Source organism: Reinekea marina, assembly GCF_030409715.1.
GTDB lineage: Bacteria > Pseudomonadota > Gammaproteobacteria > Pseudomonadales > Natronospirillaceae > Reinekea > Reinekea marina.
On record NZ_JAUFQI010000001.1, the window covers coordinates 1,105,105 to 1,131,115 of the forward strand.

The 26,011-nt window shown below is 43.6% G+C and carries 19 protein-coding genes; 17 read left to right on the plus strand and 2 right to left on the minus strand.

Features of this window, described 5'->3' with window-relative positions:
- Window positions 1-20 precede the first annotated feature (20 nt).
- From QWZ13_RS05780 to QWZ13_RS05820, 9 genes are all read left to right on the plus strand, one after another.
- A complete protein-coding gene (locus tag QWZ13_RS05780) occupies window positions 21-1,025 on the plus strand; it encodes a CobW family GTP-binding protein (RefSeq protein ID WP_290280924.1) in 1,005 nt (334 codons plus the stop codon).
- Between the two features lie 163 nt (window positions 1,026-1,188).
- Window positions 1,189-1,602, plus strand: coding sequence for a hypothetical protein (locus QWZ13_RS05785; protein ID WP_290280925.1), 414 nt, complete (start codon window positions 1,189-1,191; stop codon window positions 1,600-1,602).
- Window positions 1,599-1,790 carry a helix-turn-helix transcriptional regulator gene (locus QWZ13_RS05790; RefSeq protein ID WP_290280926.1) on the plus strand — a complete coding sequence of 64 codons (192 nt, stop codon included), beginning with the start codon at window positions 1,599-1,601 and terminating at the stop codon, window positions 1,788-1,790. The genes QWZ13_RS05785 and QWZ13_RS05790 overlap by 4 nt, the downstream gene beginning before the upstream one ends.
- A 53-nt stretch (window positions 1,791-1,843) precedes the next feature.
- Entirely contained in the window at window positions 1,844-2,188 is a 345-nt protein-coding gene (locus QWZ13_RS05795) for a VOC family protein (RefSeq protein ID WP_290280927.1), read from the plus strand.
- A gap of 79 nt (window positions 2,189-2,267) precedes the next feature.
- Window positions 2,268-2,588 carry a hypothetical protein gene (locus QWZ13_RS05800; RefSeq protein ID WP_290280928.1) on the plus strand — a complete coding sequence of 107 codons (321 nt, stop codon included), beginning with the start codon at window positions 2,268-2,270 and terminating at the stop codon, window positions 2,586-2,588.
- Between the two features lie 153 nt (window positions 2,589-2,741).
- Window positions 2,742-15,389 carry a putative Ig domain-containing protein gene (locus tag QWZ13_RS05805; RefSeq protein ID WP_290280929.1) on the plus strand — a complete coding sequence of 4,216 codons (12,648 nt, stop codon included), beginning with the start codon at window positions 2,742-2,744 and terminating at the stop codon, window positions 15,387-15,389.
- 16 nt (window positions 15,390-15,405) lie between these two features.
- Window positions 15,406-15,738: a hypothetical protein gene (locus QWZ13_RS05810; protein ID WP_290280930.1), complete on the plus strand. Its 333-nt coding sequence runs from the start codon at window positions 15,406-15,408 to the stop codon at window positions 15,736-15,738.
- 424 nt (window positions 15,739-16,162) lie between these two features.
- A complete protein-coding gene (locus QWZ13_RS05815) occupies window positions 16,163-16,702 on the plus strand; it encodes an Imm42 family immunity protein (protein WP_290280931.1) in 540 nt (179 codons plus the stop codon).
- A 329-nt stretch (window positions 16,703-17,031) separates the two neighbouring features.
- The gene (locus tag QWZ13_RS05820) at window positions 17,032-17,346 is read left to right on the plus strand and encodes a hypothetical protein (RefSeq protein ID WP_290280932.1); all 315 of its coding nucleotides are present in this window, start codon (window positions 17,032-17,034) and stop codon (window positions 17,344-17,346) included.
- Between the two features lie 110 nt (window positions 17,347-17,456).
- On the opposite strand, the gene QWZ13_RS05825 is transcribed toward QWZ13_RS05820, so the two are convergent.
- A complete protein-coding gene (locus QWZ13_RS05825; protein WP_290280933.1) occupies window positions 17,457-17,600 on the minus strand; it encodes a hypothetical protein in 144 nt (47 codons plus the stop codon).
- A 26-nt stretch (window positions 17,601-17,626) separates the two neighbouring features.
- Here QWZ13_RS05825 and QWZ13_RS05830 point away from each other — a divergent pair, with 26 nt between their 5' ends.
- Together QWZ13_RS05830 and QWZ13_RS05835 are read left to right on the plus strand one after the other, a co-directional pair.
- Window positions 17,627-17,860, plus strand: a complete 234-nt coding sequence (locus QWZ13_RS05830; RefSeq protein WP_290280934.1) for a hypothetical protein — start codon at window positions 17,627-17,629, stop codon at window positions 17,858-17,860.
- 246 nt (window positions 17,861-18,106) lie between these two features.
- Window positions 18,107-18,517, plus strand: coding sequence for a hypothetical protein (locus QWZ13_RS05835; protein WP_290280935.1), 411 nt, complete (start codon window positions 18,107-18,109; stop codon window positions 18,515-18,517).
- Between the two features lie 40 nt (window positions 18,518-18,557).
- Here QWZ13_RS05835 and QWZ13_RS05840 read toward each other — a convergent pair whose 3' ends face one another.
- Entirely contained in the window at window positions 18,558-19,766 is a 1,209-nt protein-coding gene (locus QWZ13_RS05840; protein WP_290280936.1) for a DUF418 domain-containing protein, read from the minus strand.
- A gap of 129 nt (window positions 19,767-19,895) precedes the next feature.
- On the opposite strand from QWZ13_RS05840, the gene QWZ13_RS05845 reads away from it, so the two are divergent.
- The 6 genes from QWZ13_RS05845 to QWZ13_RS05870 all read left to right on the plus strand — a co-directional run bounded on the left by QWZ13_RS05845 (window position 19,896) and on the right by QWZ13_RS05870 (window position 26,009).
- Entirely contained in the window at window positions 19,896-20,510 is a 615-nt protein-coding gene (locus tag QWZ13_RS05845; protein WP_290280937.1) for an FMN-binding negative transcriptional regulator, read from the plus strand.
- A 168-nt stretch (window positions 20,511-20,678) separates the two neighbouring features.
- Window positions 20,679-21,695, plus strand: a complete 1,017-nt coding sequence (locus QWZ13_RS05850; RefSeq protein ID WP_290280938.1) for a hypothetical protein — start codon at window positions 20,679-20,681, stop codon at window positions 21,693-21,695.
- Between the two features lie 17 nt (window positions 21,696-21,712).
- Window positions 21,713-22,750, plus strand: coding sequence for an XdhC family protein (locus tag QWZ13_RS05855; RefSeq protein WP_290280939.1), 1,038 nt, complete (start codon window positions 21,713-21,715; stop codon window positions 22,748-22,750).
- Window positions 22,707-23,336: a nucleotidyltransferase family protein gene (locus QWZ13_RS05860; RefSeq protein ID WP_290280940.1), complete on the plus strand. Its 630-nt coding sequence runs from the start codon at window positions 22,707-22,709 to the stop codon at window positions 23,334-23,336. Before QWZ13_RS05855 ends, QWZ13_RS05860 begins: the two co-directional genes overlap by 44 nt.
- A complete protein-coding gene (locus tag QWZ13_RS05865; RefSeq protein ID WP_435407386.1) occupies window positions 23,287-23,859 on the plus strand; it encodes a (2Fe-2S)-binding protein in 573 nt (190 codons plus the stop codon). The genes QWZ13_RS05860 and QWZ13_RS05865 overlap by 50 nt, the downstream gene beginning before the upstream one ends.
- Window positions 23,856-26,009: a xanthine dehydrogenase family protein molybdopterin-binding subunit gene (locus QWZ13_RS05870; RefSeq protein WP_290280941.1), complete on the plus strand. Its 2,154-nt coding sequence runs from the start codon at window positions 23,856-23,858 to the stop codon at window positions 26,007-26,009. Before QWZ13_RS05865 ends, QWZ13_RS05870 begins: the two co-directional genes overlap by 4 nt.
- The last annotated feature ends 2 nt before the right edge of the window (window positions 26,010-26,011 follow it).

Here is a 26,011-nt window from a genome sequence, read left to right on the forward strand (position 1 = left end):
TCAGTTGTGGACTAATGAAGATGACAAAAGCTATCGAGCCGCTGCAAGCTATTCCTACAAACATAATTACAGGTTTTTTAGGGGTAGGAAAAACGTCTGCCATATTACATTTGTTGAAAAATAAGCCAGAGCAAGAGCGTTGGGCCGTCTTAGTGAATGAGTTTGGTGAAATAGGCGTCGATGGTGCATTATTTGGTGCTAAACATTCGGAACAGACGGGCGTGTACATATCTGAAGTTCCGGGTGGGTGTATGTGTTGCGCCGCTGGTTTGCCTATGAAAATAGCCTTGAACGAATTAATCCGGCGTTCAAAACCCGATCGACTGTTAATTGAGCCGACAGGCTTGGGGCACCCTAAAGAAGTATTAAAGGCATTGTCAGAAAGCCATTACCAAAGCGTGTTAGATATTCAAAAAACAATCACCTTAGTTGATGCCCGAAATTTAGCGGAGCCTCGCTATACCGAACATGAAACGTTTAACCAGCAATTAGTTATTGCCGATATCGTAGTGGGCAACAAAGCAGACTTGTATGGTGAGTCTGATCGACATAATTTGGAAAGCTACGTTGCGCAGCTGTCCAAAGCACAGGTAGATATTGTGCTAACCGAATATGGCGCCGTAGATTATAACTTGCTTGAAGGAAAAACAGGTTATGATTTATCCCGCTTACATCATCACCATCATCATGAACCCAGTAGCCGCCCCTTGGCGGGCGAGCAAGAACTCCCTAGCAGCGGTGTGATTAAAGCCGTTAACGAAGGGGAGGGCTTTATCAGTGTTGGTTGGCGGATCGTTCCAAGTAAAATTTTCTCATACGAAAAAGTACGCCAGTTTGTCGAACAAACAAACTCAGAGCGCCTAAAAGCGGTGTTTATCACCGAAAAAGGCATTTACAGTTACAATAAAACTCGCGAAGGCATTCAAGAGTGGGTGTTAGATGAATACCCCGAAAGCCGAATAGAAATAATTTCCCAGAAAGAGTCCCGCCATTGGAGCAGTGATTTATTTAACTGCCTTGCATAGCTGAGCGCATTTTTACCCTAGAGGCCTTAAATTAATCTAACACCTCTGCAGCCATTTCCTCTGTGAGTGACTAAATACAATCTTGAAGGTAAAGTCTACTTGACATAAAGATATTTGGGTATTACTTTAAGTCAAGTGAGCTTTACTTTAATGGGGGATGGAAATGACAAACACAGTGGAAAAAAGTTTTGAAGCAAAGGTTAAACGCACGACCAAAATACTGGCGATTGCCACGTTGGGTTGGGTGTTAACGACGGCATTAGTCACATTTGGACCTGAATTTTTATGGCAACCAACGTGGATAACCTTTTTTGCGATTTGCATAAACAGCCTTGCCGGGGTAGGGATGATCATTGCAAATATTAAGCATATTAGCTCGCTAGACGAGTTACAAAGACGTATTCAAATGATCGCGATGGGTATCTCCTTGGGTGTTGCGGTTGTATTTGGATTAAGTTTATCGATGATGGAAACGTCAGGCGCTTGGGATATCGAATTCGAAATTTCTCATCTTGTTGTTCTGATAAGCTTTACTTATATGGGTACCTTGATCACGTTGAATAAGAGGTACGAATGAAAAATAAACTCAAAGTGTTGCGTGCCGAACGAGACTGGACACAAGCCGATTTAGCTGAAAAACTGGAGGTATCACGGCAAACGATCAACGCCATCGAAAAAGATAAGTTTGATCCGAGTTTGCCACTGGCCTTTAAAGCGGCTCGATTGTTTAAATTAACGATCGAAGAGATTTTTGAAGACCAGTAATTGGTGAAAAAATAAAAGGGTTTATTCATTCGAATAACTAAGTGGAGTTTAAAATGAAAACTCAATACCTTGAAATAGTTACCAACGATGTAGAGGCGGTTTGTACCGCTTATGCGGCCACCCACAATGTGCAGTTTACCGAAAAAGACCCAATGCTCGGAGATGCTAGAACCGCAACTTTGGCTGATGGCAGCTTAGTGGGGGTTAGAGCCCCTATGCGAGAAACAGAAGCCCCAGTGGTGCGCCCATACTGGTTGGTCAATAACATTGAAGAAGCCGTTGCAGCCGTTGAAAAAAGTGGTGGCAAAATAGCCATGCCACCAACTGAAATACCAGGAAAGGGCACGTTCGCTATCTACTTACAGGGCGGGAATGATCATGGTTTATGGCAGCTATAGCAGCCTTTTTTTTTGAGGTGAACCTATTATTAAATCAGTTTTATATTCAATAGCCGTCTTTTTAATTGTGGGCCCATTCGTGAGCGCTTTGATATTTGCAGTGCTTTCAGGTAATAACCCATTGGACACCCTACTGTTTGCCTACATGATTGGATTTATACCTGCATTGTTGGGGTGCGCTGTAAACTGGGCGCTGTATTTGGTACTACGAAATAAGTATCCGTTACGGAATTTCGTAATAGGGTTGATAGGGGGCATAGTATTGTTTTTATTATTAGTTGTATGGAGTGGTGTTCCAAACGATGCGACGTCAATTTTTGCTATATTGCTGATGTTTGCGGTGCCTTCAAGTGTGTGCTGCTTATTGTCACTGCCTCATTCAATAAATAATGCTAATTAAAATGCTTTGAATGTAACTTTAAAGTTAGACTACCTAAAAAATGGAAATTATAGTTTTGAGCAGGGTTGTCACCTCATTCAGGTTTTCCGAGCTACACATGTTTAATATTTGATTTATTGAGTTTTATTTTAAATTAGTGTGACGTACATCTAAATGTCAGCTTTATGTAAGGCGGGTATTAGCGTACAGTGTTTAAAAATAAATCGACTCATTAACAAGGATGTAAATATGTTCTCGCTGCGTGCGCATATTTTTATGGCTGCCCTTCTTTTAGCTTCCTATCTGCAGGCTAATTCATTTGCTGAGACACCTGATGTAACTATTGAGCCCTATTTTTGCTCGATATATCCCATAACCTTACCCTATGAACTGGTAAATAGCGCGCAAACAGGCACTGTTTTTAATGAAGTCCCGTTAGGCACAGGCCCAGGTAATTATAATTGGTTATCTTGGAATGGAACTAACGATGCAAATTCAGTAGCGTCTCGATTAGTTTCGCCAGGAAATTCAGATACCTACATTAATCCTAATCAACCCAGCGACCACCAGCTAAATATAGGGGATTGGGTTGAAGGCGCACCTGGCGTTAAAAACTCTAAAAGTATTCGCACGGGTATGGATGCAATACTCGGCACACATATTATTTTACCCCTTTATTCACATTATAATGACCATGGTTCAAACCTAGATTACCTAGTTTCAGCGTTTGCAATTGTGCGTTTAACCGATTACAAATTAAATGGCAAAGGCTATATTAGCTTTGAGTTCGAACGTTTCACTCGCTGCTATAACAATAGACCTTCAGCTCAAAACTTATCGGTACAAGTAAACGAAGACGATCAAATTACGTTCAAACTCCCGATCAACGATGCTGACAATGATTCCCTTATCCACACGCTAAACTCCTATGTTTCTGAAGGGCAGTTAACGACTGACGGCGATTTTTATACCTATGCTCCCAGAGAGAATTTCAATGGCAACGACGCTTTTACCTATCAAGTTCATGACGGTGAACAAATTTCAAATGAAGCCACTGTTTCCATTGACGTGTTACCTGTTAACGATGCCCCTATCGTCACAGACAGTGCCTTTGAGCTAGATGGCAATACAGATATAAGTTTTAGCCCAGTCGTGACCGATATTGATAGCGACAATTACCACTTGCTAACTCATACCCCTACCGAACACGGCACCATTGACATTAACAACGGTGTTATTACCTATACACCAAACATTGGCTTTTCGGGTGAAGACAAGTGGCTATTCCAAGCTGATGATTTAGCCAATGGTCCAAATGATGCGGGCACTAATCTTTCCAATATAGGCACTGTTTATTTTACAGTCATAAAAGTCAATGAACCACCGGTCATAATCTCCCCCCCTATTGAGCTAACCAACGAATACGCCGACTATGGTTACAGTGTGGTTGCAAAAGATCCAAACGAATATGATGTACTTGCGTACTCTTTAGATCAAATGCCATTTGGTATGGCGATCGACACGGCAACCGGAAAAATAAATTGGCAACCAGACGCCAGTTGGACCCAATCTGTTCCTGATTTTAATAAACAATGCTATGTCGTACCGACAGGGTCAGTAAAAGAATATGAAGAAGGCGATGAAAATAATGATCAAGCCTACATAGCCCCGTTATTTCAGCAAGTAAAAGCCTCATTAGAGAGCGCAAGCGTATTTACCGCACGCGAAGCTGTAAATTGGCACAACGCCAATGGCTGCCTAGGCTGCCATGTTCAAACACAATCGCTATTGGGTTTACAGGCCTCGAAAGACAAAGCAGATGTAAACGAAGTCGCCGCCGAATATTTGCTAACCGAGTTATTGTCGAGTCAACTCTCTGATGGCTCAATACGTCGTTCACATCCTCAATATACAAAAACTCAAACAGCCTTCGCTCTTTGGTCGTTAAGTTTTGTGCCTGAGATTGAACGAACAATGGACGTTAGAGGCCGAGCACTTAACTTTATGATGGCTCGCCAGAATACCAATGGCGATCAAGTTTTTTGGTCTCAAGATCACAATTCAGGCTGGATGCGCGACTACGATTCTATTACTTCCGTTGTTGCTTTGTCGGGTGCCCGCTATTTAAAAGACTTACAAAACCTAGATTCAATTTCACCTGAACAACAAACCTATGCCGATAATTTTATTGCACGTATTCCGAGCATTATTAACTTTGAACTCGCACGCGCTTACGGCAATGAAAATGAAACACTTTGGCTCGCCTTTCGTCAAATTGCATTGGCGGAGCTATTACCTTTTGTGAGTGACGAACTTCGCGCTATGGAAATTCAAAATGCCATTGCGTTTACTGATTCACACTTAAGAGAACGCCAAGTCACTACGGGCGGTTGGGCACGATACGGTTACAGTAATAACGCAGACCCACTAACATCTGCCTGGGTTGGCCTGGCTTTAAATTATTTAGATCCACCACTGACAGATACCGCCGTTACCAGCAACATTGAGTATTTACTCGATTCTCAATCAGCTAATGGTACATGGGTAACCAACAGCGGATTATTCACAACCCATTTGGCCACCACCAGCTTAGTTATGGCTTATTTACCTATTGCCATGGAACACTTAGGTAACCCAGATATACATGCAGGGACAATTCACCTGCTTGAGCGAGAAAGCGGTGTACATTCGTTAAGCGCCACCATAAGCAACCGTGGTTTAGCCGATATCACGGCGCCTATCACAGTGAACTTCTATAATGGCAAGGAAGATCAGGGCGACTTGTTAGGCTCTGTATTACTCACCAACCTACTCAGTGGCGAAATACAACAACCCAGCATAGACGTAGAAGACCATCGTTTAACCGACCATGTTTATATCACTTTGGCTAGCGCAAGTACTTTAGACGAATGCGAAATCACCAACAACAGCTCTCATGCAGCCATTGTACGCGCGCGCGTGACCGACCCTAGCAATGAAAGTGATACGCAAATTTACGCACTGAACGTTATCGATGTTAACGAAGCTCCGCTAATCACAAGTGAAGCACCTTCGGAGCACCAAGGTGGTCAAGGATTAAAGTACAAAATTGAAATTACAGACGGGGATGTGGGAGACGGCCATCGCTACAGCATTATCTCCGGCCCTGCCAATGTCTATGTTGATGCAAAAACAGGTGTAGTCACCGCCGCACCAGGCAGTTTAGCGCCCGGCACTTACGAAATTGTAGTGCAGGTCGAAGATTTACGCGGAGCAACGGCGACGCAAACTATAACCTTTGTGGTATTTGCAAATGACCCTCCTTCGATAGTCTCCATCGCTGTAGAAAAAGGGAATGAACAAACAGGTTACGAATACGATGTAGACGCCATAGATCCAAATAACGATGTTTTAAAATACGCCCTTGAAAAAAGCCCTCAAGGTTCTTGGATTAATAAAAATTCCGGTTTACTAAACTGGGTGGGTGCGAGTCAGTTCGTTGAGCCGATGACGGAGACCAATGATCAATGCATTGGTGTGATTGATCAAAATATTGGTGGCATTACGTCAGTTGTCAAATGGTCGCTTAATTACCCGAACTCTAATGCCCATGTGTTTGGGCCGGTCAACGTCGCTCAAATGACCGATGATAATAATGATGGCTTAATTAACCAACACGATGACACCGATATAATATTTGTAGTTAGTCAGGGCGGGCAACCAGCCCTTACCGTTGCAGATGGCGCTACAGGTCAAATTCATTGGAATAAAACTGGATTAAATAATTCATTTTACGGCAGTACAGCGGTTGCCGACACAGATAAAGATGGTATCCCAGAAATATTTGTAACGAACAATCAAAGAACACAACTCCTTAAAGTCTCTTCAGATGGCCAGTTAATTTGGCAAGTAGCGACGGGTTTACCCGCGATGACTTACCCGCGTGATGGCGTCGCAATTGCAGATTTGAACGCTGATGGTACCGCTGAAATTATTGTAGGGTCTGCTGTATTTAGCACTAATGGAGTAAAGCTTTGGAATGGAACAAAAGATTTCGGTGGCGATCGAAATTATGGCTTTAATTCTGTTGTCGCTGATGTTGATCTCGATGGTTACCAAGAAGTCATTGCAGGCAGAAGCATTTACGGCCATGACGGTACCGTGAAAGCTCATGTAGGTGAGCTCAACTCTGACGGATTTACAGCCGTCGGTAACTTCGATGACGATGAATTTGGCGAAATTGTATTAGTCGGAGGCAGTCAAGTCTCTTTGTTTAATCATGACGGCAGCGTAATTTGGAAAAATGTAAGCTTAACAGGCGGTGGATATGGCGGCGCACCAACCATTGGTGATTTTGATGGTGATGGTTTACCTGAAATAGGCGTCGCGGGGGCGAGATACTATTTTGTATTTGAACACGACGGTACTTTGAAGTGGTTCTCGCCAACACGTGATTCTTCATCGCATCGAACCGGCTCCAGTCTGTTTGATTTCAATAGTGATGGAAAAATTGAAGTAGTATATGCAGATGAATACTTTTTACGTGTTTATGATGGTGAGACGGGCACAGTTTTAATAGAAGAAAGCAATCGATCCGGTACCACACTCGAATATCCGGTCATCGCCGATGTTGATAACGATGGTTATGCTGAAATTATTGTCGGCTCAAGTAACATTTCAGGTACGTTGCGCGTCTTAGAAAGCTCAGAAAACAACTGGGCACCCACACGCTCAATTTGGAATCAGCACGCTTATAACATCAATAACATTAACGACGATTTAACGGTTCCGGCAAGCCCTGTTAAATCTTGGCTAACGCATAACACGTTCCGTTTAAATACGTTCCCAGACCGTCCTGCACTTGGACAAGCCGATTTAACGGTACATGATATTCGCTTTGATGAAGCAACATCGCAAATTTTTGCGACAGTTCTCAATCGCGGGTTAGCACCCATTACCGGTGCCATAAATGTAACCTTTACCCACGAACACAGTTGGACTGGCGATACTTTATTAGGCGAAGTGAGTGTCAACGGTTTATTAAATAGTCAATCGCAAACAGTCGCAATAACGATTGCCGATACGGATATTCTTGAGCAGACCATTCGCGTAGATGTCACTCCCAATGAACAAAGCAATGAATGCCTCACCGACAACAACCAAACGCGTGCAGTCGTTATGCAAGCCAGTGTTTATGACGAAGCGGGCCTATTTGATATACAAACTTTTGCCGCCTCTATTACGAATGTAAACGATAGCCCAAGCATTATCAGTTCTGCGAGTTTCACCGCGACTGAAAACGCAGGCTTTAGTTTTAATATCGACGTGAGTGATGCTGATGTCGGCGATGATCATCGCTACGAACTATTAAACGCTCCTGTCCAAATCAGCATCGATGCAAATACAGGCAAACTTGAAAGCGATGGTTTACCTATTGGCGCTTACCCAGTGTTGGTTAAAGTTTATGATTTAGTTGGCGCCTCAGCAGAACAAACTATTTTAATAACGGTTACCACCGCAGACAATTATGCGCCCATTATTTCTTCAGACCCGGTGGAATCGGTCAACTTAGGAGACCAATACAGCTATCAAGTGATTGCGTCCGATCCAGACGGAGATGCCATTCAATTCTTTATGTCTCGAACGCAACCCGGCCTTTCTATTGACGCCGACAGCGGTTTAATTTTATGGACACCTGTTGAGTCGGACTTAGGATTGAAATCAGCCGAAGTCAGTGTGATTGACCAAAACGGTGCGATTACCAAGCAATACTTCTTAATAGACGTTATCGATAGCCAACAACCGAACCATGCGCCCATAATCACCAGTGTGCCATCAGGTGTTGTGTACGCGGGTAAAGAATATCTCTACCCCGTGATTGCTACCGATGAGGACGGCGATGCGCTAACCTATTCCGTCATAACCGACGAACCCGCGATAACCATCAATCAAAATGGTGTGCTGCAATGGTTACCCGCTTTCGATCTCGTTGGTCAATCCGTTATTGTTGAAATTCAGGTTAACGATAGTCGCGGCGGTATCGCCATACAAAAGTTAACGCTACCCGTGAACGCCAGCGCCAACCACCCACCGATTATTTCTTCGGTTCCTAATTTATCTGCCTATGTCGATGAACCCTATAGCTATTCTATTATCGCCAGCGATGAAGACGGAGATGCATTTACGTTCGAGTTATTAGAACAAGCCAATGGCATGAGCTTAGTCGGCAACCTTATTCAATGGTCACCGTCTAGCGTTCAACTCGACACGGCACCAAACGTGACGATAAAAGTAACCGATGCGCGCGGCGCAGCCAGTACACAATCGTTTAGTGTGTATGTGAATGCAGCGGTTATTGAAAACTCGGCACCGGTGATTACCAGCATTCCAAATGGCTCAGTCTATGCCGGCGTACCATTTACCTATGCTGTTACAGCCACCGATGCAGACAACGATACCCTCACCTACAGCATAGAAAGTAACCGTAGCGACATACTCATTGATAGCGTGAGCGGATTATTGTCTTGGTCGCCAACAGTTGATGACATTGGCAACACCATTGAACTCACGGTGAACGTAAATGATGGGCGTGGGGGCATTGCTTGGCAAAAACTCTCTTTACCAGTAAACGACACCGCCAATAGCGCACCTTTAATACAGTCTCAACCGAGCTTATCGAGTTACGTTGACGAGCCGTATCACTACCTCATTATCGCCAGCGATGCTGAAGGCGATGCAATCACGCTAACCTTACTAGACGCGCCTGAAGGCATGACATTAGTTGGCGATCGCATTCAATGGACCCCGTTACTCAGCCAGGGGGATACAGCTCACCAAGTCACCCTAAAAGCCACCGATGCGCGCGGCGCAGCCAGCACGCAATCGTTTAGTGTGTATGTAAACTCTATCGTGGCTCCTAACCAAGCACCAACGATTATCAGTAGCCCTACTTCACCGGCGATTGTCGGCCAAGAATACCAATATAACGTTATCGCCGTTGATGCCGATGGTGACACGCTGGTTTACAGTTTAGCCTCGGCTATTGAAGGCACTTCTCTAAATCAAAATGGTGCTTTGCGTTGGACACCGACGATTGATCAAATAGGCACCCACTCTTTAAGTGTTCAAGTCAGCGACAACCGCGCTATGGTTACGCAAACATTTTTACTCGATGTCATTGCGGATGGTAGCCAGAACCAAGCACCGATCATCACCAGCACACCGTTGACCGTTGCCGTGCAAAACCAAGCCTACAAATACGCCATTACCGCGACAGACCCAGATGGCGACTCACTAAGTTATGGCTCGTTAACATTACCCATTGGCGCAACGTTAGCCGATAATCTTTTAACTTGGTCACCAACGGCCGATCAAATTGGTATTCACGATGTTGTTGTGTTTGCAGACGACGGTAATATTCGAGCCTTACAAAGTTACACCATTGCCGTAACCGACACCGCATTACCGATTGATGCCTTCTTAAATGTTGAACCACAACATCCAAACTTTGGCGATATTGTCTCCATTCAATTGTTAGCCAACGGCGGCCAAAACGCCCTGTTTAAAACGGTCACCGTTAATGGAACCGAATACACGTTAGATGCCTACGGCCGCACCAATGTACTGGCCAACCAATATGGCATCAGTACGGTAATTGGCACGGTAACCGACGGCATTGAAACAATTACCGAGGAAGATTACTTTACGGTCGTTGACCCATCCGATAGCACGCCACCGACAATCACATTGCATAGTCCAACCGATAACGCAACAGTGACCGCGCCAACCGATGTTATTGCAACGATTCAAGACGCCAACCTTCGCCAATGGCAATTAATTGTCAGCGAACAAGACAGCGCACCAACCGACTACCAAATAATTGCGACAGGCAACTCAAATGTCGATAACGGTGTGATTGGCCAATTTGATCCAACCTTGCTTACTAATGGACAATACCAGTTAGTTATTTTTGCAGAAGACACCAATGGCTTGGTGACGCAGGAAGGCGTAAATTTGTTGGTGGAGGGTGATTTTAAAGTTGGTAACTTCAGTATTACGTTTGAAGATGTCAATGTACCTGTCGCTGGCATCCCGATTCGAGTAACCCGTACATACGATAGTCGCCGCCGCCATGAACGACTCGATTTTGGCTATGGCTGGAGTGTTGGCTACCAAGATGTAAAAGTACACGAATCACGAGTGCCTGGCAGCCATTGGGCGCTGAATGAATACTCAGGAGCTTTTGGAATTATTCCCGTATTCTGTGTTGAGCCTCAAGGCGCGCCCGTTGTTTCGGTAAGTTTACCAGGCGGAGACGTTGAAAAATTTGAGATGGCGGCCTCACCGAAATGTAACAACGTAATCCCGATTAAAGACGTGAGCCTTGTATTCAATGCCATGGGCGATACTCAATCTAAATTAGAAGCTTTAGATGAGACAACCGCTTACTTAAATGGAGGCAACTTAGTCGAAACGGGTTATTTTTCAAGCCCCGTCAACCCGAACCGATATAAGCTCACCACTAAAAATGGCTACGTTTATTTCTTAAACCAAGGTTTTGGCGTTGATAAAGTGATAGACCCGAATGGCCATACGCTCACTTATACCGAAAATGGCATAATTCATTCAAGCGGGAAATCAATTGAATTTGTACGCAATGCTTACGGCCAAATAGAAAACATAATAGACCCTGCAGGGAACATTATAGAATACCGCTATGACGCAAATGGCGATTTAATTAATGCTATAGATACTGTTTCTTTTGTAAATAATAAACCAGGAGCAACCTATAACTATTATGGCCAAACACATGGTTTAAATGAAATGTTTGACCCGCTTGACCGTCGTGTTATTAAAAATATTTACGACGAAGCGGGCAGACTTGATTATCAAGAAGACAGTAACGGCAATATCATTTCTTTCGATCACGATTTAGAAGGCCGCGTTAGCACCGTAACCGATCGTGAGTTCCGCACAAAAGTGTTCGCCTACGATACTCAAGGCAACGTCTTAAATGAAATTAAAAAAGCCCAAGGCATTGTTTACAGTGACGACATAGAATCAGTATTCGCGTATGACGCCAACGGAAATCAAACCAGCAGTGCAGTTGGTGGCTTAGATTTTGCCACCACCGCAAAATTTGATACCAGCAATAACCAAGAGTGGGCAACCAATGCACTCGGGCAAACGGTTTTTTATCGAGACTACAACGAAAAAGGCCAAGAAGGCGAAATAGAAGATGAACTCGGCCGTGTGCATACAATGCAATACGACGTTATCGGTAACTTATATCGCATTGAAGGCCCTGAATACCAAGATCCAGTTACCTTAGAAGTTAAGCGTGATAGTGCCAGCAATGTTATAAACAGCCGTGGTTTAGTTGAATCGACCACCGACATGAGCGGCAACACTACCCACTATACCTATTACCCGAAAGGGCATGCTTGGGAAGATCAAAAGAAGACAGAATCAACACAAGTTGGTGGCACAGTAACTTACACCTACGATGACAATCTAAACGTTACCACTGAAACACGTGAACGAACCGTCGATGGTGTTGTACAGCAAGAAACAGTCGCATACGAATACGATATTCAAAACCGTTTAACCGTGATGACTTATCCCGACGGCAGTTACACCCAAACTCGTTACGACTTAACCGGCAATGCCTATGAAGAACGCGACCGCTTTGGTGTGTGGACTGAACATGAGTTCGACGCCTATGGTCGAACCGTAGCAAGTTACTACGCCGATGGCACCAGCGAGCATTGGACTTTCTACGCCGAAGGTAATGTCGAAACCCATATAAGTCGCGGAGGCATTGTTACGCTTTATGAGTACGATGACTTCGGTCGCCAATGGAAGGTACACAATCAAACCGAAGCGCTAGCCACCGGTTTACCTAGCTTTACTGAAACAAAATACACACCGCAAGGCTGGGTAGAGTTTGAATGGGACGCAGAACGCAACCTAACGGAATACAAATATAATGTCGCCGGTCAACGCGTATCGGTGATCCGACACGATGGCAAAGGCAACACCTTTGAACACAGCTTCACCTATTACGACAACGGTGAACTGCACACCGAGACGGATGCCAACGGTCATACCACCACCTATGAAATCAACGAACAGGACCAACGTGTAAAAACTATTTTCCACGATGGAACGGATGTAGAAGCTCGTTACGATGCCATGGGTGTTCGCACGCACGGCATTGACCAAAATGAGCGCCGTACAAGGTTTGGTTATGACGACCTTGGCCGATTAACAGAAGTACAACCGGAAGTGCAAGTCGCCTTGAACGGTTTTATGGTTGATGTGCCAGTAACAACATACAGCTACGATGAAGTGGGGAACAAGCTTACCCAAACGGACGCCAAAGGCCACACAACGCGTTGGACCTATGACTACTTCGGGCAAACTACCTCACGCACCTTGCCGGAAGGCCAGCAGGAACAGACCGAGTACAGTACACAAATGTGTACCGATGCCGCTTACACCGGTGAAGGCGATGATGTCTGCCAAGTCATCACCCACACCGATTTTAACGGCCAGGTAACCACCACTTTATTGGATGCGATGGGTCGCACTGAGCGCATCGACTTCCATGATGGCAGCTTCAAAGCTTATACCTACTGGCCAGACGGGCAAGTAAACACCATCACTACTGAGCAAGGCACGATCAGCTATACCTACGACAGCGCCAGCCGCCTAGCAAAAGAAACTCAAATAGATGGCTCAGTGCTTTCGTACCTATACGACCGTAACGGTAATCGTACCCAGCTCACTGTCAGACATGAGGGTATAAGCACAGTGACAGATTTTACTTACGACGGTCTTAATCGTTTAGAGACAGTCACTGACGGTACCGGCACCACTGTTTATACCTACGACGCTGTTGGCAACTTAGACACCGTTACGGCTGCCAATGGCAACGTAACCGATTACGACTACACCACCGTCAATCAGCTATGGCAATTGACCATCACTAACGCTAGTAATGAAATCCTTAGTCACTATGTTTATGACCTAGATGCTACCGGACGCAGAGAGTTCATCACTGAGCACCACAGCAACCGAACCATCGACAACGTATACGATGCGCTTTATCGATTGACTGGCGAACACATTACCGATGCAGTCAATGGTGACTACCACGCCAGCTACCAATACGACTTAGTCGGCAACCGCACATATGAAACCGTCGACGGCGTTCAAACCGCCTACAGTTACAACAAAAACGACTGGCTCACTCAAACCGGTGGCTCAGTCTTTGGTTACGATGATAACGGCAATACAACATCCGAAACCTTGGATGGCCAAACCACGGTTTACACCTACAACGCCCAAAACCAACTTGTGAGTACGAACAACACCGGAACAGTTACCCAATACCGCTACAACCCAAGCGGCATTCGCAGCCAAAAAATCGATAACGTAAATACCATAGACGAAATCACCACCGACTATATTGTTGATGAAAACCGTGACTATGCCCAAGTACTCATGGAAACAGAAAACGGCCAACTCACCGTGACCTATCAATACGGCCACGACCTGCTTAGCCAAACTCGCACAGACGCAGATGAAACCCACTTCTTCCAAGTTGATGGCTTAGGCAGCACACGACAGCTCACCGACACAACCGGAAGCATCACCGACAGCTACAACTATGAAGCGTTCGGCACAGTACTTAACCAAACCGGTACAACTGAGAATAGCTATCTATACACCGGTGAGCAGTACGATACTGGGTTAGATCAGTACTACTTACGTGCAAGATACTACGACCAAAATATTGGCAGGTTTACGCAAATGGATACGTGGATGGGGAGTAACCATGATCCGATTACGTTGCATAAGTACTTGTATGCTAATGCGGATCCAGTGACCTATACCGATCCGACGGGGAAATTCTCGTTGGGGAGTGTCATGACCTCAGTCAGGACAATGGGTAGTTTAGCGATGCGTGGCTATAACACCTATGACAATGCGATGTTGTTGATCCAGATAGCGAATGGGGATATGACAATGAACGAATTGGCGATTACCTTCCTCGCTTCAAAATTTTTACCAAGGCGTTTCTTTAAGTGCAACAATAGCTTTATAGGAAGCACATTGGTTCATACAGAAAATGGTTTAGTTGCAATAGAAACCATAAAAATAGGTGACAAAGTATGGGCTTTTGATGAATCAACCGGAGAGAAAACACTTGAAGAAGTTATTCATGTTATTACAGTGGAAGGCTCAAAAGAACTTGTCGATATAACACTTGAAAATGGCGATGCTTTCACTGCAACTACGAATCATCCTATCTATTCTTACGCTAGTAATAATTGGATTGATGCAGGAAGTCTTGCTTATACTGATCAGTTAATGAATATTAACGGTGATGGAGTCAGCGTTCTTGAATTGATACCATTTACTGACGTCACTTCAGTATATAACTTTAGTGTGGCGAACAGTCATACGTATTATGTTGGTGAGGTTGGGGAACTTGCACATAATTGTTATCAAAAACCGAAGTCAATTAACTATAAGAAACATGTTCCGAAAAAGAAGTGGACGAAGCAGGAGACAATTAATGCGACTAAGAATGGTGGGAATGCAAAATATTTCATTAAGGGTACTGAAAATATTCAGAAATTTGAGCTGAATGCATGGAAGAAAGGTGTGCCGACAACCAACGGTAAGCCTTGGAAAGTTGCTGAATTTCCAGAAGAAATAGGGGCGTACGATGGTAAAGCTGTTAGGTGGTTGAGACTAGAGTATTCTGAAGGTGGTAATGTTATTCATGGGCACCCTATCTCATTAGCACAATACCGAAAATTATTGAAATAGACATACTGGAGAAATAATGAATACTTATTTTGTGACTCGCTGGGGAAATGACTCTGAAGGGCCTAATGAGGCGGACACCAACTTCTTTGTCATAGCTAATGATTATTTGGAGGCCGCTAGGACTGTGGATGAGGTGTTGTCAAAAGTAGATCATTCCCTTGCTTCTAAATTTTGTCAAAGAGTAACAGAGCTAGGAGTGTCTCATTCAATTTTAAATAAACCTATAATAATATCAGGACCTTCAATTGAATATGCCCTTTATCACGATAGTCTAGGAATACCAGATGATAAAAAGTGGGTTAGAGATATTTTAGAAGAAGGGTGGGAAAATTATTCTGATTGTTATTGATATTGTTGTCCCGTCTACCGCCTGTCCAACTGCGGTGGTACGGGTTTCAAGGTATTTTGTAGCGAGCCATTTTCTCATCGTAGTTTTATAAAATTAAAATCGGGTGTTCGACCAACCTGTGTCGTAATTCAAACCAAAAATACATAATTTGACACGCCCTCCATAAAATTAAAGCTAGCTTGCTTCACAACAAATAAGCAACGTAAAGTCAACATTTGATTGTAGTCGGGTATATAGGTATAAGAGGTTAAGGTTTAGAGTGGGCTAAAGGCCAAGGTGGTGCCCTTTACAGGTATTCTAATAATGGAAGTGGCTTGTATCATTGGAGCGGCAGTACTAAAGATGTTGTCAGCCCTTTAACTAGAAAAAACAAAATACCCAATGAAGTGATTAAGCTATTTAAACTACCTAATAAGGGCCCACTATGAAAACATTAGTTGGTGATAAAAAAACTTTTGCACTAGAGTGTGTAACTACTTCGAGAAATTCAAATACGGGACGTGTATTCTTATATATAAATGGACTTAAATTTGGACAAGACGAATTTAATGAAGAGTTGGAGGCTTTTTTCTTTAGAGCAATAAAGAGTATTAAATCTATGAACAGCGAATATCCTGATCTAATTACTCTCTCAACAGAAGAATTCGTTAATCTTTGTAATTGTATTTATGATGATTTTGAATCTCCACACTGTGACAGTTTTATAAGCCATAAAGAAAACGGAAGTGAGATTGATTGGAATACAATATTTAGAGCCGAACATGCATTTGATGATTTTACAATTGGATATGTAACTAAAGATAAAATTGAAAAAATTTTCATACATCAAGATGACATATTTTTAAATTATGTAATGGAAAAGGGGAGTTTTGAAAATTTATTTATTGAATTAAGTTCAATTGTTCTCCCTATGTATAGTTGGAATTTAATTACCTTTGAAACTGAGGTTTTACCACTAAAATAGAGTATTTCTAAAAATCCATTTTAACCAGATTAATGATTCTAGCGTGTAAAATGTTAATTTAATTTATACATTGATATTTTTCGCTTACGGTCTTTGGGCAAAAGGAAGCTTCAGGTGCATTAAATAGTTCTAATGGTTAAAATTTGGAATGAAATATGGCTTCAGATAGAAAGAGTATCCTTCTAGAGAAAAGAAATAAGTTAAAGCATCAACAAGAGAAGTCAGAACGGTTAGCATTAATTGAAGACCTCCTGAGTCGTATTAATGACTCAGGCATTGACTATGCTATTAATTTTGACTCTCCGGCATGGCAATGGCTTGAGATCACTGTGGATATACACTCATGGGTACAAATAAATCAAAACCCTATTGAAAATAAGCTTATTCTCACAAGCGAAGAACATGTAAGTATGTCTGAAGCCTACTTTAAGCTATGTAGTTACTTAGAGCCCTTAGATGAGACAGTCAGTGTCATTTGGAGCAATGCCTTGAGGCCAGAATTGGAGTTAGGTTTAAATGCAATTCCTCTTATCCTAGATGATATTATTAATCAGGACTTTGATTTCTGGATTGTTCCTAGTAGCCGAAAATGGTGCATTGAGTATCACCATACTGGAACTTTCGCAGCTTTTAGGTTCGACTAAATAATGCAATGCTTTATAGTCTCTAATTAGTATCTTTTAAACCTTCGCAGTTGACACGTGTTCATTAGTCAAAGTTGGTTAAACTATAGATTATGGCCTGAAAACTTCAGTTAGTGAGTAATATATGGAAATTGAAGAATATAAATAGGCAGTAAAGGTTGGGTTATCCCGCCGTAAAGTAGAGCCATTAGCACTGACCTTAGGTAAACCCTACTGCAGAGGTGAGTCGAACGATTGGGTTGTTGAGTGCTCATTATCAGGCTATTTCTCCGAAGTTAAGGTGATCGAAGCACGATCGCATTTTGATTGCCTAATGTGTGGAGCTGCCTTCTTGCGGCAAACACTTCGGCTAATCATGGATCTCAACTCAAAGTTAAAGTTATTCTTTGAATTCGATGGCAAGCTCGATGAGATAACAATCGATGATATTTTTATGACTCACGATTGTGTAACAAATGAAATTGAGGATATGGTTGATTGGGCATTAGAGAACGGCTATAAAGCAGACTCTTAGAGTGGGAATTATTACCTTTCGAATACACAAATCGTTTGAGTAACAAGAAGCTAGGAAAATAAAATGCTAAAACTGATCCAAGACGATAGCGATCCGCTAATTATCAGTAGAATGAAAAAAAGCTTAATATCTAAGTTTAAAAAAACACATTCTAATGATATAGAAAAGGCCATTGAGCTTGCATCATTTATGATTTTTGATGACCAGAAACAGCAAGCAAAAGAATTTCTGGAAAGTTTTGTATACTTGAAACCAAGTGAAAACAATGAAGAACTCTGGGTCACCAATGCAAATGGTGTTTTGCTTTTGGCTTATCTTTCAAAGGAAGCCGGGGAGCTAGACAAATATCGACACTATGTTGGCATCTTATCGGATCATGATATCTGGCCTAGAGATATTTCTAAACGCCGTTGGATTAAAATGCACTTAGAAGAACATGAGAAAGTAATCCAATATGCGATGACAGAGACTCATAAGTATAAATGCTCGGTTCTTAGTGGAGAGTTCTTATCGTACTTATATTTTTATGAAATGCTGTTTTTAAATGGCGAGCCAGGCTTTCTTGAAAAAATGCTAAAAGAGCGTGTATTGTCTAGCCTCGAACAAAGCAAGCGTTTATTAAAGGAAAGCTTGAATAATCATTCGGTTTTCAAGTGAGTACTGGCTTCATAACTTTCTGTTCAGAGCTACTTAAGCCCTACAAAGGCCGGCGCCAATAGGTTAGCCCTCGCCAAACCCACTCCAGCGGTCCAAATCTAAAGTGGGTTAACCATAACTTGGAACCGATAATTTGTACGCTCCATATTATTAAAACAATAACTACCTGCTGCCATCGCTCTACCGAACCGAACAACCCTAAACCGAAGCCATAAAATATTGATGTGCAAATGACTGATTGGAAAATGTAATTGGTAAAAGCCATTCGGCCGACATAGGCTAGGTGAATCATGGCTGTTGATAGCCATTGTTGTTGTATCACTAGGGCCAGGCAATGAGCATAGCCAAGTGCTACGAACACACTGCCAATGTAGTTAAACTGGTAGCCTCGAAACTGAGAATGAAACAAGCTCCATTCGTTGTCGATATTAAAATTCAAGCCATAGAGTGTAAAACCGAAACCAATTAAAAAATAGAACAGAATTTTACTTGAATGATCTTTCGTTGAGTAAGCTCCTGTGAATAACCCTTGTTTAAATAAAGCCATGCCAATCAACATTAAACCTCCTACTCGCCATAACCCAAAGTAAGCGAATCCAACGGTTTGCATTAGCCAAGCGTTTTCGGTTCTTAGTGAAAATTGCTCTTGCCAAAGGCCTGTCATTGCCGCCAGTTTGCTGTGGGTGGCTTCTAATGTCGGCGACCAATCGTTATTCAGCTCGGTAAGTTCTTCTTCACTCAAATAAGCAAGGCTGAATTGAGTCATTTCTAAAAGCCCCCATCCTATTGCTAATAAGCTAATACCAACGAACCAAAGCGTTTTAATGGAGCGTTGGTAAAATGAGTAGAGAATGAATCCGCACATCGCATAGGTAAATAATACATCGCCCGACCAAATTAGGTGCGCGTGTATAAATCCAAATAGTAACAGCCAAAACATTCGACGGTAGTGAATGCCTAAGGGTTTTTTGCCACGTTCAACCAAGTTATTGCAAAATAATAAAATGCCAGCCCCAAAAAGCATTGAAAACAGCGACATGAATTTTGAATCGAAAAATACATGCGATACCAACCAAACCACTTTATTGACACCCGTAAAGTCACCATAGGCCGTTGGGTTTAAATAGGCCGCTTCGGGCATTGCAAATGCTTGTATATTCATGATTAAAATGCCCAATAGGGCAAAGCCGCGGATGCTGTCTAGGCTGTGTATCCGCTTTGAATTAAAGGTTGGAGAGGCGATGGTCACTGAAGTTCCTTTTTGGATAAGCTCGCGCTATGGTAGCACGCTATATTGAATAGTTAAGTGAGCCATTGCTTAATTGTGAACAGCGTCTAACCCTAAAATGTAATGAACGATATTAATTAGAGAAATTGCATGTACACACCAAACCGATTGAAAATAAATGAGCTTTCTGACAAACACAACTTTATAGAAGAGTTTGGATTCGGGCTTATCGTCTCTGGCTCGTTAACGGGCACTCATCTTCCTTTCGTTCTGCATCGCAATGAAGGTGACCAAGGCGTGTTATACGCGCATTGCGCTAAAGCGAATCCTCATTGGAAAGAACTAGACAATGCCGAGGTATTGATCGTATTTACTGGGCCTCACAGTTACATATCGCCCAGTTGGTATGCAAAAGCTCCTGGCGTACCAACGTGGAATTATGCGGCTGTACATGCTTATGGTGTTGTTGCTTTGCTTAATCGCGACGATACCCTCAGTGCGGTAGAAGAGGTTGTACACAAATACGAACCGGCTTTGTTGGAAAACAGAAACATAGTCACCAATGAATACCGCGATAAACTGTTAGCGGCCATTGTTGGCTTTAAAATAGAATTGACGAGCATTGAGGGTAAAATAAAACTCGGGCAGCAGCGTTCAAAAGAAGATCAGCAAGGGGTTTATAAGGCGTTGTCAGGATCAAGTGATCTAGAGCAAAAAGCCCTAGCAAATTATATGCAACGATTAGGCGTTGGCTTAGGGCTCTAATGTTAGTACGGCGTTAGATTGTTGATTTTAATGCACCAATGCTCAAGGTAGAGTATGGATTGTGCCTTTAAATAGAATGAGCTGGCACATAGTTATCACTTTTTTGGCCGTTGCGGTAATCTAAATGGCAGAGCGTGCGTATATTATAAAAAGGATTGGTGAATTAACATGAAAGCACTTCAAAATCTCCCCAGCGCAAAACAGGCGTTACTCATTGCCATTGCCGCTTCTGGTCTACTCACCCTGGCCATATATTTATTAAGACCTTTTGGCGTATCGCCTGATTTACTGCCCGATGCAGGCGCCTCTTGGTATTACTGGAAACTGCCAAACCCTGATTTTATGAGCCGATTCACTTCTTGGGGAGGCTATATATTGCACCAAGGCTTTATGTGGGGGCTTATTTTTTATGCTCAGCGTGCAGGTCTTAAATATTCTAAAAAGCTCCACCCTATAAATATGCTGGCGCTAATCGGTACACTGGGCTTTGTAGTTTTGCATTGGGTACAAACTGCTATTTGGTACGATGGTATCGCGCAAGACACCTCAGTATTTAGTTCTCAAGGCTCGGTTATTGTGCTCTTGGTGATGGTTTTGGTCATGGAGAATAATCGTCGTGGGTTATTTTGGGGCAAAAAAATACCTATGATGAATGAACCCGGTCGTGTTTTTAAACGCTATCACGGTTATGTGTTTGCGTGGGCCACCATATACACTTTTTGGTTCCACCCAATGGAAAACTCTTCAGGCCACTTAGTTGGCTTTTTCTACATTTTCTTATTGATGACGCAAGGCGCGCTTATGTTTACCAATATGCATGTGAATAAAAATTGGAAAGCTACCTTAGAAGTATTTGTTTTGTTCCACGGCACGGCCGTTGCTTTTATGTTGGGGCAAGAGGTTTGGCCAATGTTCTTTTTTGGATTTTTTGGCATGTTTATCATTACTCAAATGCACGGTTTAGGTCTTAAAGAGGTAACTAAGTGGTTGTTCTTGGCGGTATATCTGATTTCGATGGTGGTCATTTATTCTGATCGCGGCTTCAACATGATCAACGAAGTGGTTCGTATTCCGTTTATAGAATATTTGCTCGCATTTTTGTTTGCGGGTGTAGCCTGGCTTACGTTAAAACTGATTGCAGTGTTTAAAAAAACAGATGAGCCCACAACGAGCACATCCGCTTAATATTTTGAAGGTATGGCATGAATAATTATCAAGACTTCATTTACGCGTTAAACCAAGCACGTTCGGCAGAGGAACCAATTCTAGAAGTCTGTATTACAGACACCGATGGTTCAAGCTACCGTAAATCGGGAGCGCGGATGCTGATAGACGCTCACGGAATGATGACAGGGTTAGTAACAGGCGGTTGTTTAGAAGGAGAGCTCAGCGCAATTGCGCCCGGATTATTATCTCACCAAAAACACCAAGTACTAGAATACGATATGCGTACCATTGATCCAAACCAATGTGTTTTTGGACCCGGTTGTAATGGACGTGTGCGGGTGCGCATTAATTGCTTAAGCCCCCAAAATGGTTACGGAGCTTTGGCTCATATTGCAGAGCAGTTCCCAAATAAAGCAACTTTGTTAAGCGCGATTGATGAAAGCGGCGACTATGCCATAAAACAGGGTGCTTCGTTTTTTGCAACCGACAACATGCCCACTAATGCACAAGATATTATTGCCCAAGCCACAGAAACTCCTGAACTGGTGACAATAAACGGCAAAGAATTCTTGCTTGAAATCGTGACTCCTGCAAAACGACTTACTTTACTGGGAGCTTCATCCGATGCCCGACTACTGGCCAACATGGCTCAACCACTTGGCTTTTATGTTCAGCTTTTGGATGATCGAGAAGCTTATATTAAAGAAGGTCAGGCCATGGGTTTAAAGGTATCATCCTTTGCCAACGCAGCTTTTGATGTAGGTGAAAGCGATGCCATTGTGGTCATGAGCCATGATTATGACAAAGACATCGATGCCATTAAATTAATTCAAACAGCTAATGCCCCTTACATTGGTATGTTAGGGCCTGCCGATCGACGAGATCGGGTGCTGAAAAGCGCAAATCTATCTGTTGAATTCTTCGGCGGTCGCTTGTATGGGCCAGCGGGTTTAGATATTGGAGCCGATTCTTCTGATCAAATTGTCGTTTCAATTTTGGCAGAAATGCTTGCGGTATTGAATAATCGAAGTGCAGATTCCTTACGCAATAAAACCCAGAGTATTCATGCATAAGTTTGCCATTTGTATTCTCGCAGCGGGCGGCTCAAAACGCTTGGGTACACCTAAGCAGCAACTGTGCGTGCGGGGTGAATCATTACTTGCAAGGCAGGCAACAATGGCGAGTGCCACCGGGCACCCTGTTTATGTTGTGTTAAATGATACACCAGAGGCCACAGCCTTAAGCACTCAATTATCGGCCTCTGTCATTGCAAATACGCATTGGCAGCAGGGAATGGCGAGCTCTATACATCGTATCGTTGAACAGGTATCCGCTCAAGCTTGGTTGTTTATGACAGTGGATCAATATCGGTTAACCGTAGCGCATTTGAATACCATGATCGATCTTTGGCTACAAAGCGGCTCTAGTAAAACGGTTGTAGCTTCAAGTTACCAAGACGTGGTGGGTGTACCGGCTCTTATAACCAAGCACTATCGAGCAAAGCTGCTATCTTTAACGGGTGAGCAAGGTGCGGGCCGATTCATTAGGGCTCTTAAAAAACAACAACCTAACGATTGCCTTCAAGTTCAAAACGAGGCCTTAGCCTTTGATGTCGATGTCGTCGAAGACTTATCCGCTTTCACAGATTATTTCCAATAACTTGCCAACAGGAGAGTACGCGATGTTTAAACTCACCGTGAATAAAAAAGCCTACCAAGCCGATGTCGATGCAGACACCCCTTTGCTGTGGGTCGTGCGTGATTCTTTAGGGCTTACCGGCACTAAATTTGGGTGTGGGTTAGCGCAATGCGGAGCCTGTACCATGTTAATAAATGGTGAACCAACTCGTACATGCGTATTCCCTGTGGCGGCTTTACCTGAAGGCGCAGAAGTGACCACGATTGAAGGAGTGACACAAACTCAGCCAAACGAATCAGTCGATAATGGCGTCCAACAGTGGCACCCAGTTCAGCAAGCTTGGATCGACGAACAGGTACCCCAATGCGGCTATTGCCAGTCTGGTCAAATACTTACCGCCGTTGCCCTGCTAGATAAAAACCCTAACCCAAGTGAAGAAGATATCGAAAACGCCATGGTAAACATTTGCCGTTGTGGTACTTACCCGCGAATCCGCAAAGCGGTACATCGCGCGGCGGATTTAATGCAAGGAGGTGAGTCATGAGTGAGTTGAATCTCAACCGTCGTCAATTTATCCAAACGTCCGTTGCCGTTGCCGGTGCTGGTTTAATTGTGGGTTGCTCATCAAAAAATGAAGTCATTATGTTGCACTCTGATGATGCGCCAAACACTCAGCTTAATGCTTGGGTGCATATTGCTGTAACAGGAACGGTTACCATAACCGTGCCCAGTGTGGAAATGGGTCAGGGTGTAAAAACCAGCATGGCCATGATTGTTGCCGATGAAATGGATGCCGATTGGTCAACTGTCAACGTAGTCATTGCTCCTTGGAACGCTCAATTTAACAACCCTGCCATGCGCAACCAAATCACAGGTGGCAGCACCAGTATTTCGAGCTTTTGGTTACCTATGCGGCAAGTGGGCGCTGTGGCTCGGCAAGCCATGCTTGCTGCGGCTGCCAAAGTCTGGGGCGTGAATACCAACCAATTGATCACTAAGAATGGTCAGGTGTTTCAAGGTGCTCAAACACTAAACTACAGCGAGCTTGCAGAAGTCGCCGCAACGTTAATGATAGATGTTGAAGACGCACAACTTAAGCAACCGAGTGATTTTAATTTAATCGGCAAGGCTGTACCCAGAGTGGATGGCTTAGAAAAAGTAACCGGGCAAGCTGAGTTTGGCATTGATGTGAACCTGCCTGACATGCTGGTGGCCACGGTGGCGCAAGCGCCGGTATTTGGGGGGAAGTTAGTTTCAGTAAATAAAGATGCCGCAATGAAAGTGAAAGGCGTGCGAGATATAGTTGAGGTGCCCAATGGCATTGCCGTGTTGGCCGATTCCTATTGGCAAGCTAAAAAAGGCTTAGCGGCGTTAGCGCCTAAATTCGATGAAGGTGACGAGCCACTAATGTCCAATGCCGATATCACCAAAAGGCTGAATGAGGAGCTGGATGACATCAAGGTTAAGGTCCCCAAACAGGCCAAGCAAATTGTCGAGCTAGCCTATGAAGTACCTTATCTTGCGCACGCAACCATGGAGCCAATGACGTGCACCGCCTATGTGCAGGCTGATCGTTGTGATATTTGGGCTCCGACGCAAAGTCAAAGCCAAACCGGTGCCATAGCTGAAGACATTACCGGTTTAAAGCAAGACGAGATTTTTGTACACACCACCTATTTAGGTGGTGGTTTTGGTCGGCGCGGAGAAGCCGACTTTGTAGAGCAAGCAGTACTGGCTTCTAAAGCCGTTGGTAGGCCAGTAAAAGTTATTTGGTCGCGTGAGGAAGATACGCAGCACGATTATTATCGGCCAGCGACCGTTGCGCGGTTTCAAATTGGTTTGGACGAAAATAATCGGATCATGCATTGGGGTGCTCAAACAGCCTCTACGTCAATTTTAAAGCGCTTAATCAAAGGCGGCATGCCGAGCTTTTTAAAGTGGATTCCAGTTACTAAAATCATCGGCGATCCCGTCGCGGAAGAAGGCATGAAGCATGTGGCTTATGTCGAAGAACCTGATTATGAAAACAAGCTGGTCCCTTTGCCTATACCAGTAGGGTTTTGGCGCTCGGTAGGCCATTCGAGTAATGGCTTCTTTGTAGAAAGCGCAATCGATGAAGTGGCGGTAGCTGTAGGAGCCGATCCGTACCAGTTCCGACGTAACCATTTAAAGGATGCGCGAGAAATTGCGGTAATGGAGAAAATTAAAGCATTGTCTAACTGGGGTAAAAGTGACCCTGGCCGTGTGCAGGGTATATCACTTCATAAGTCTTTCGGTACTTACATCGCCGAAGTTGTGGAGCTGAGTGTGTCACCTGAAAAAGAAGTCACCCTGCATAAAATTACCGCGGTACTCGATTGTGGCGTCGTGGTTAATCCCGATACCGTGAAAGCTCAAATAGAAGGCGGCATAATATTTGGATTGACGGCCGTGGCCGAAGGTGACATTACCATCGAAAAGGGAAGGGTAAAGCAAAGTAATTTCCACGATTACAAAATGCTAAAGCTCGATCAAATACCGGAAATAGTTGTAGAGATTATACTTTCGGCAGAAGCCCCTTCTGGTATAGGTGAACCGGGTACGCCACCTATAGCGGCTGCAATGACTAATGCACTTTTTCAAGCAACGGGCGAGCGCATAACCTCACTGCCTATTGCTAAGCACGGTTATAAAATTGGTCGGGCTAGAGGTTAATA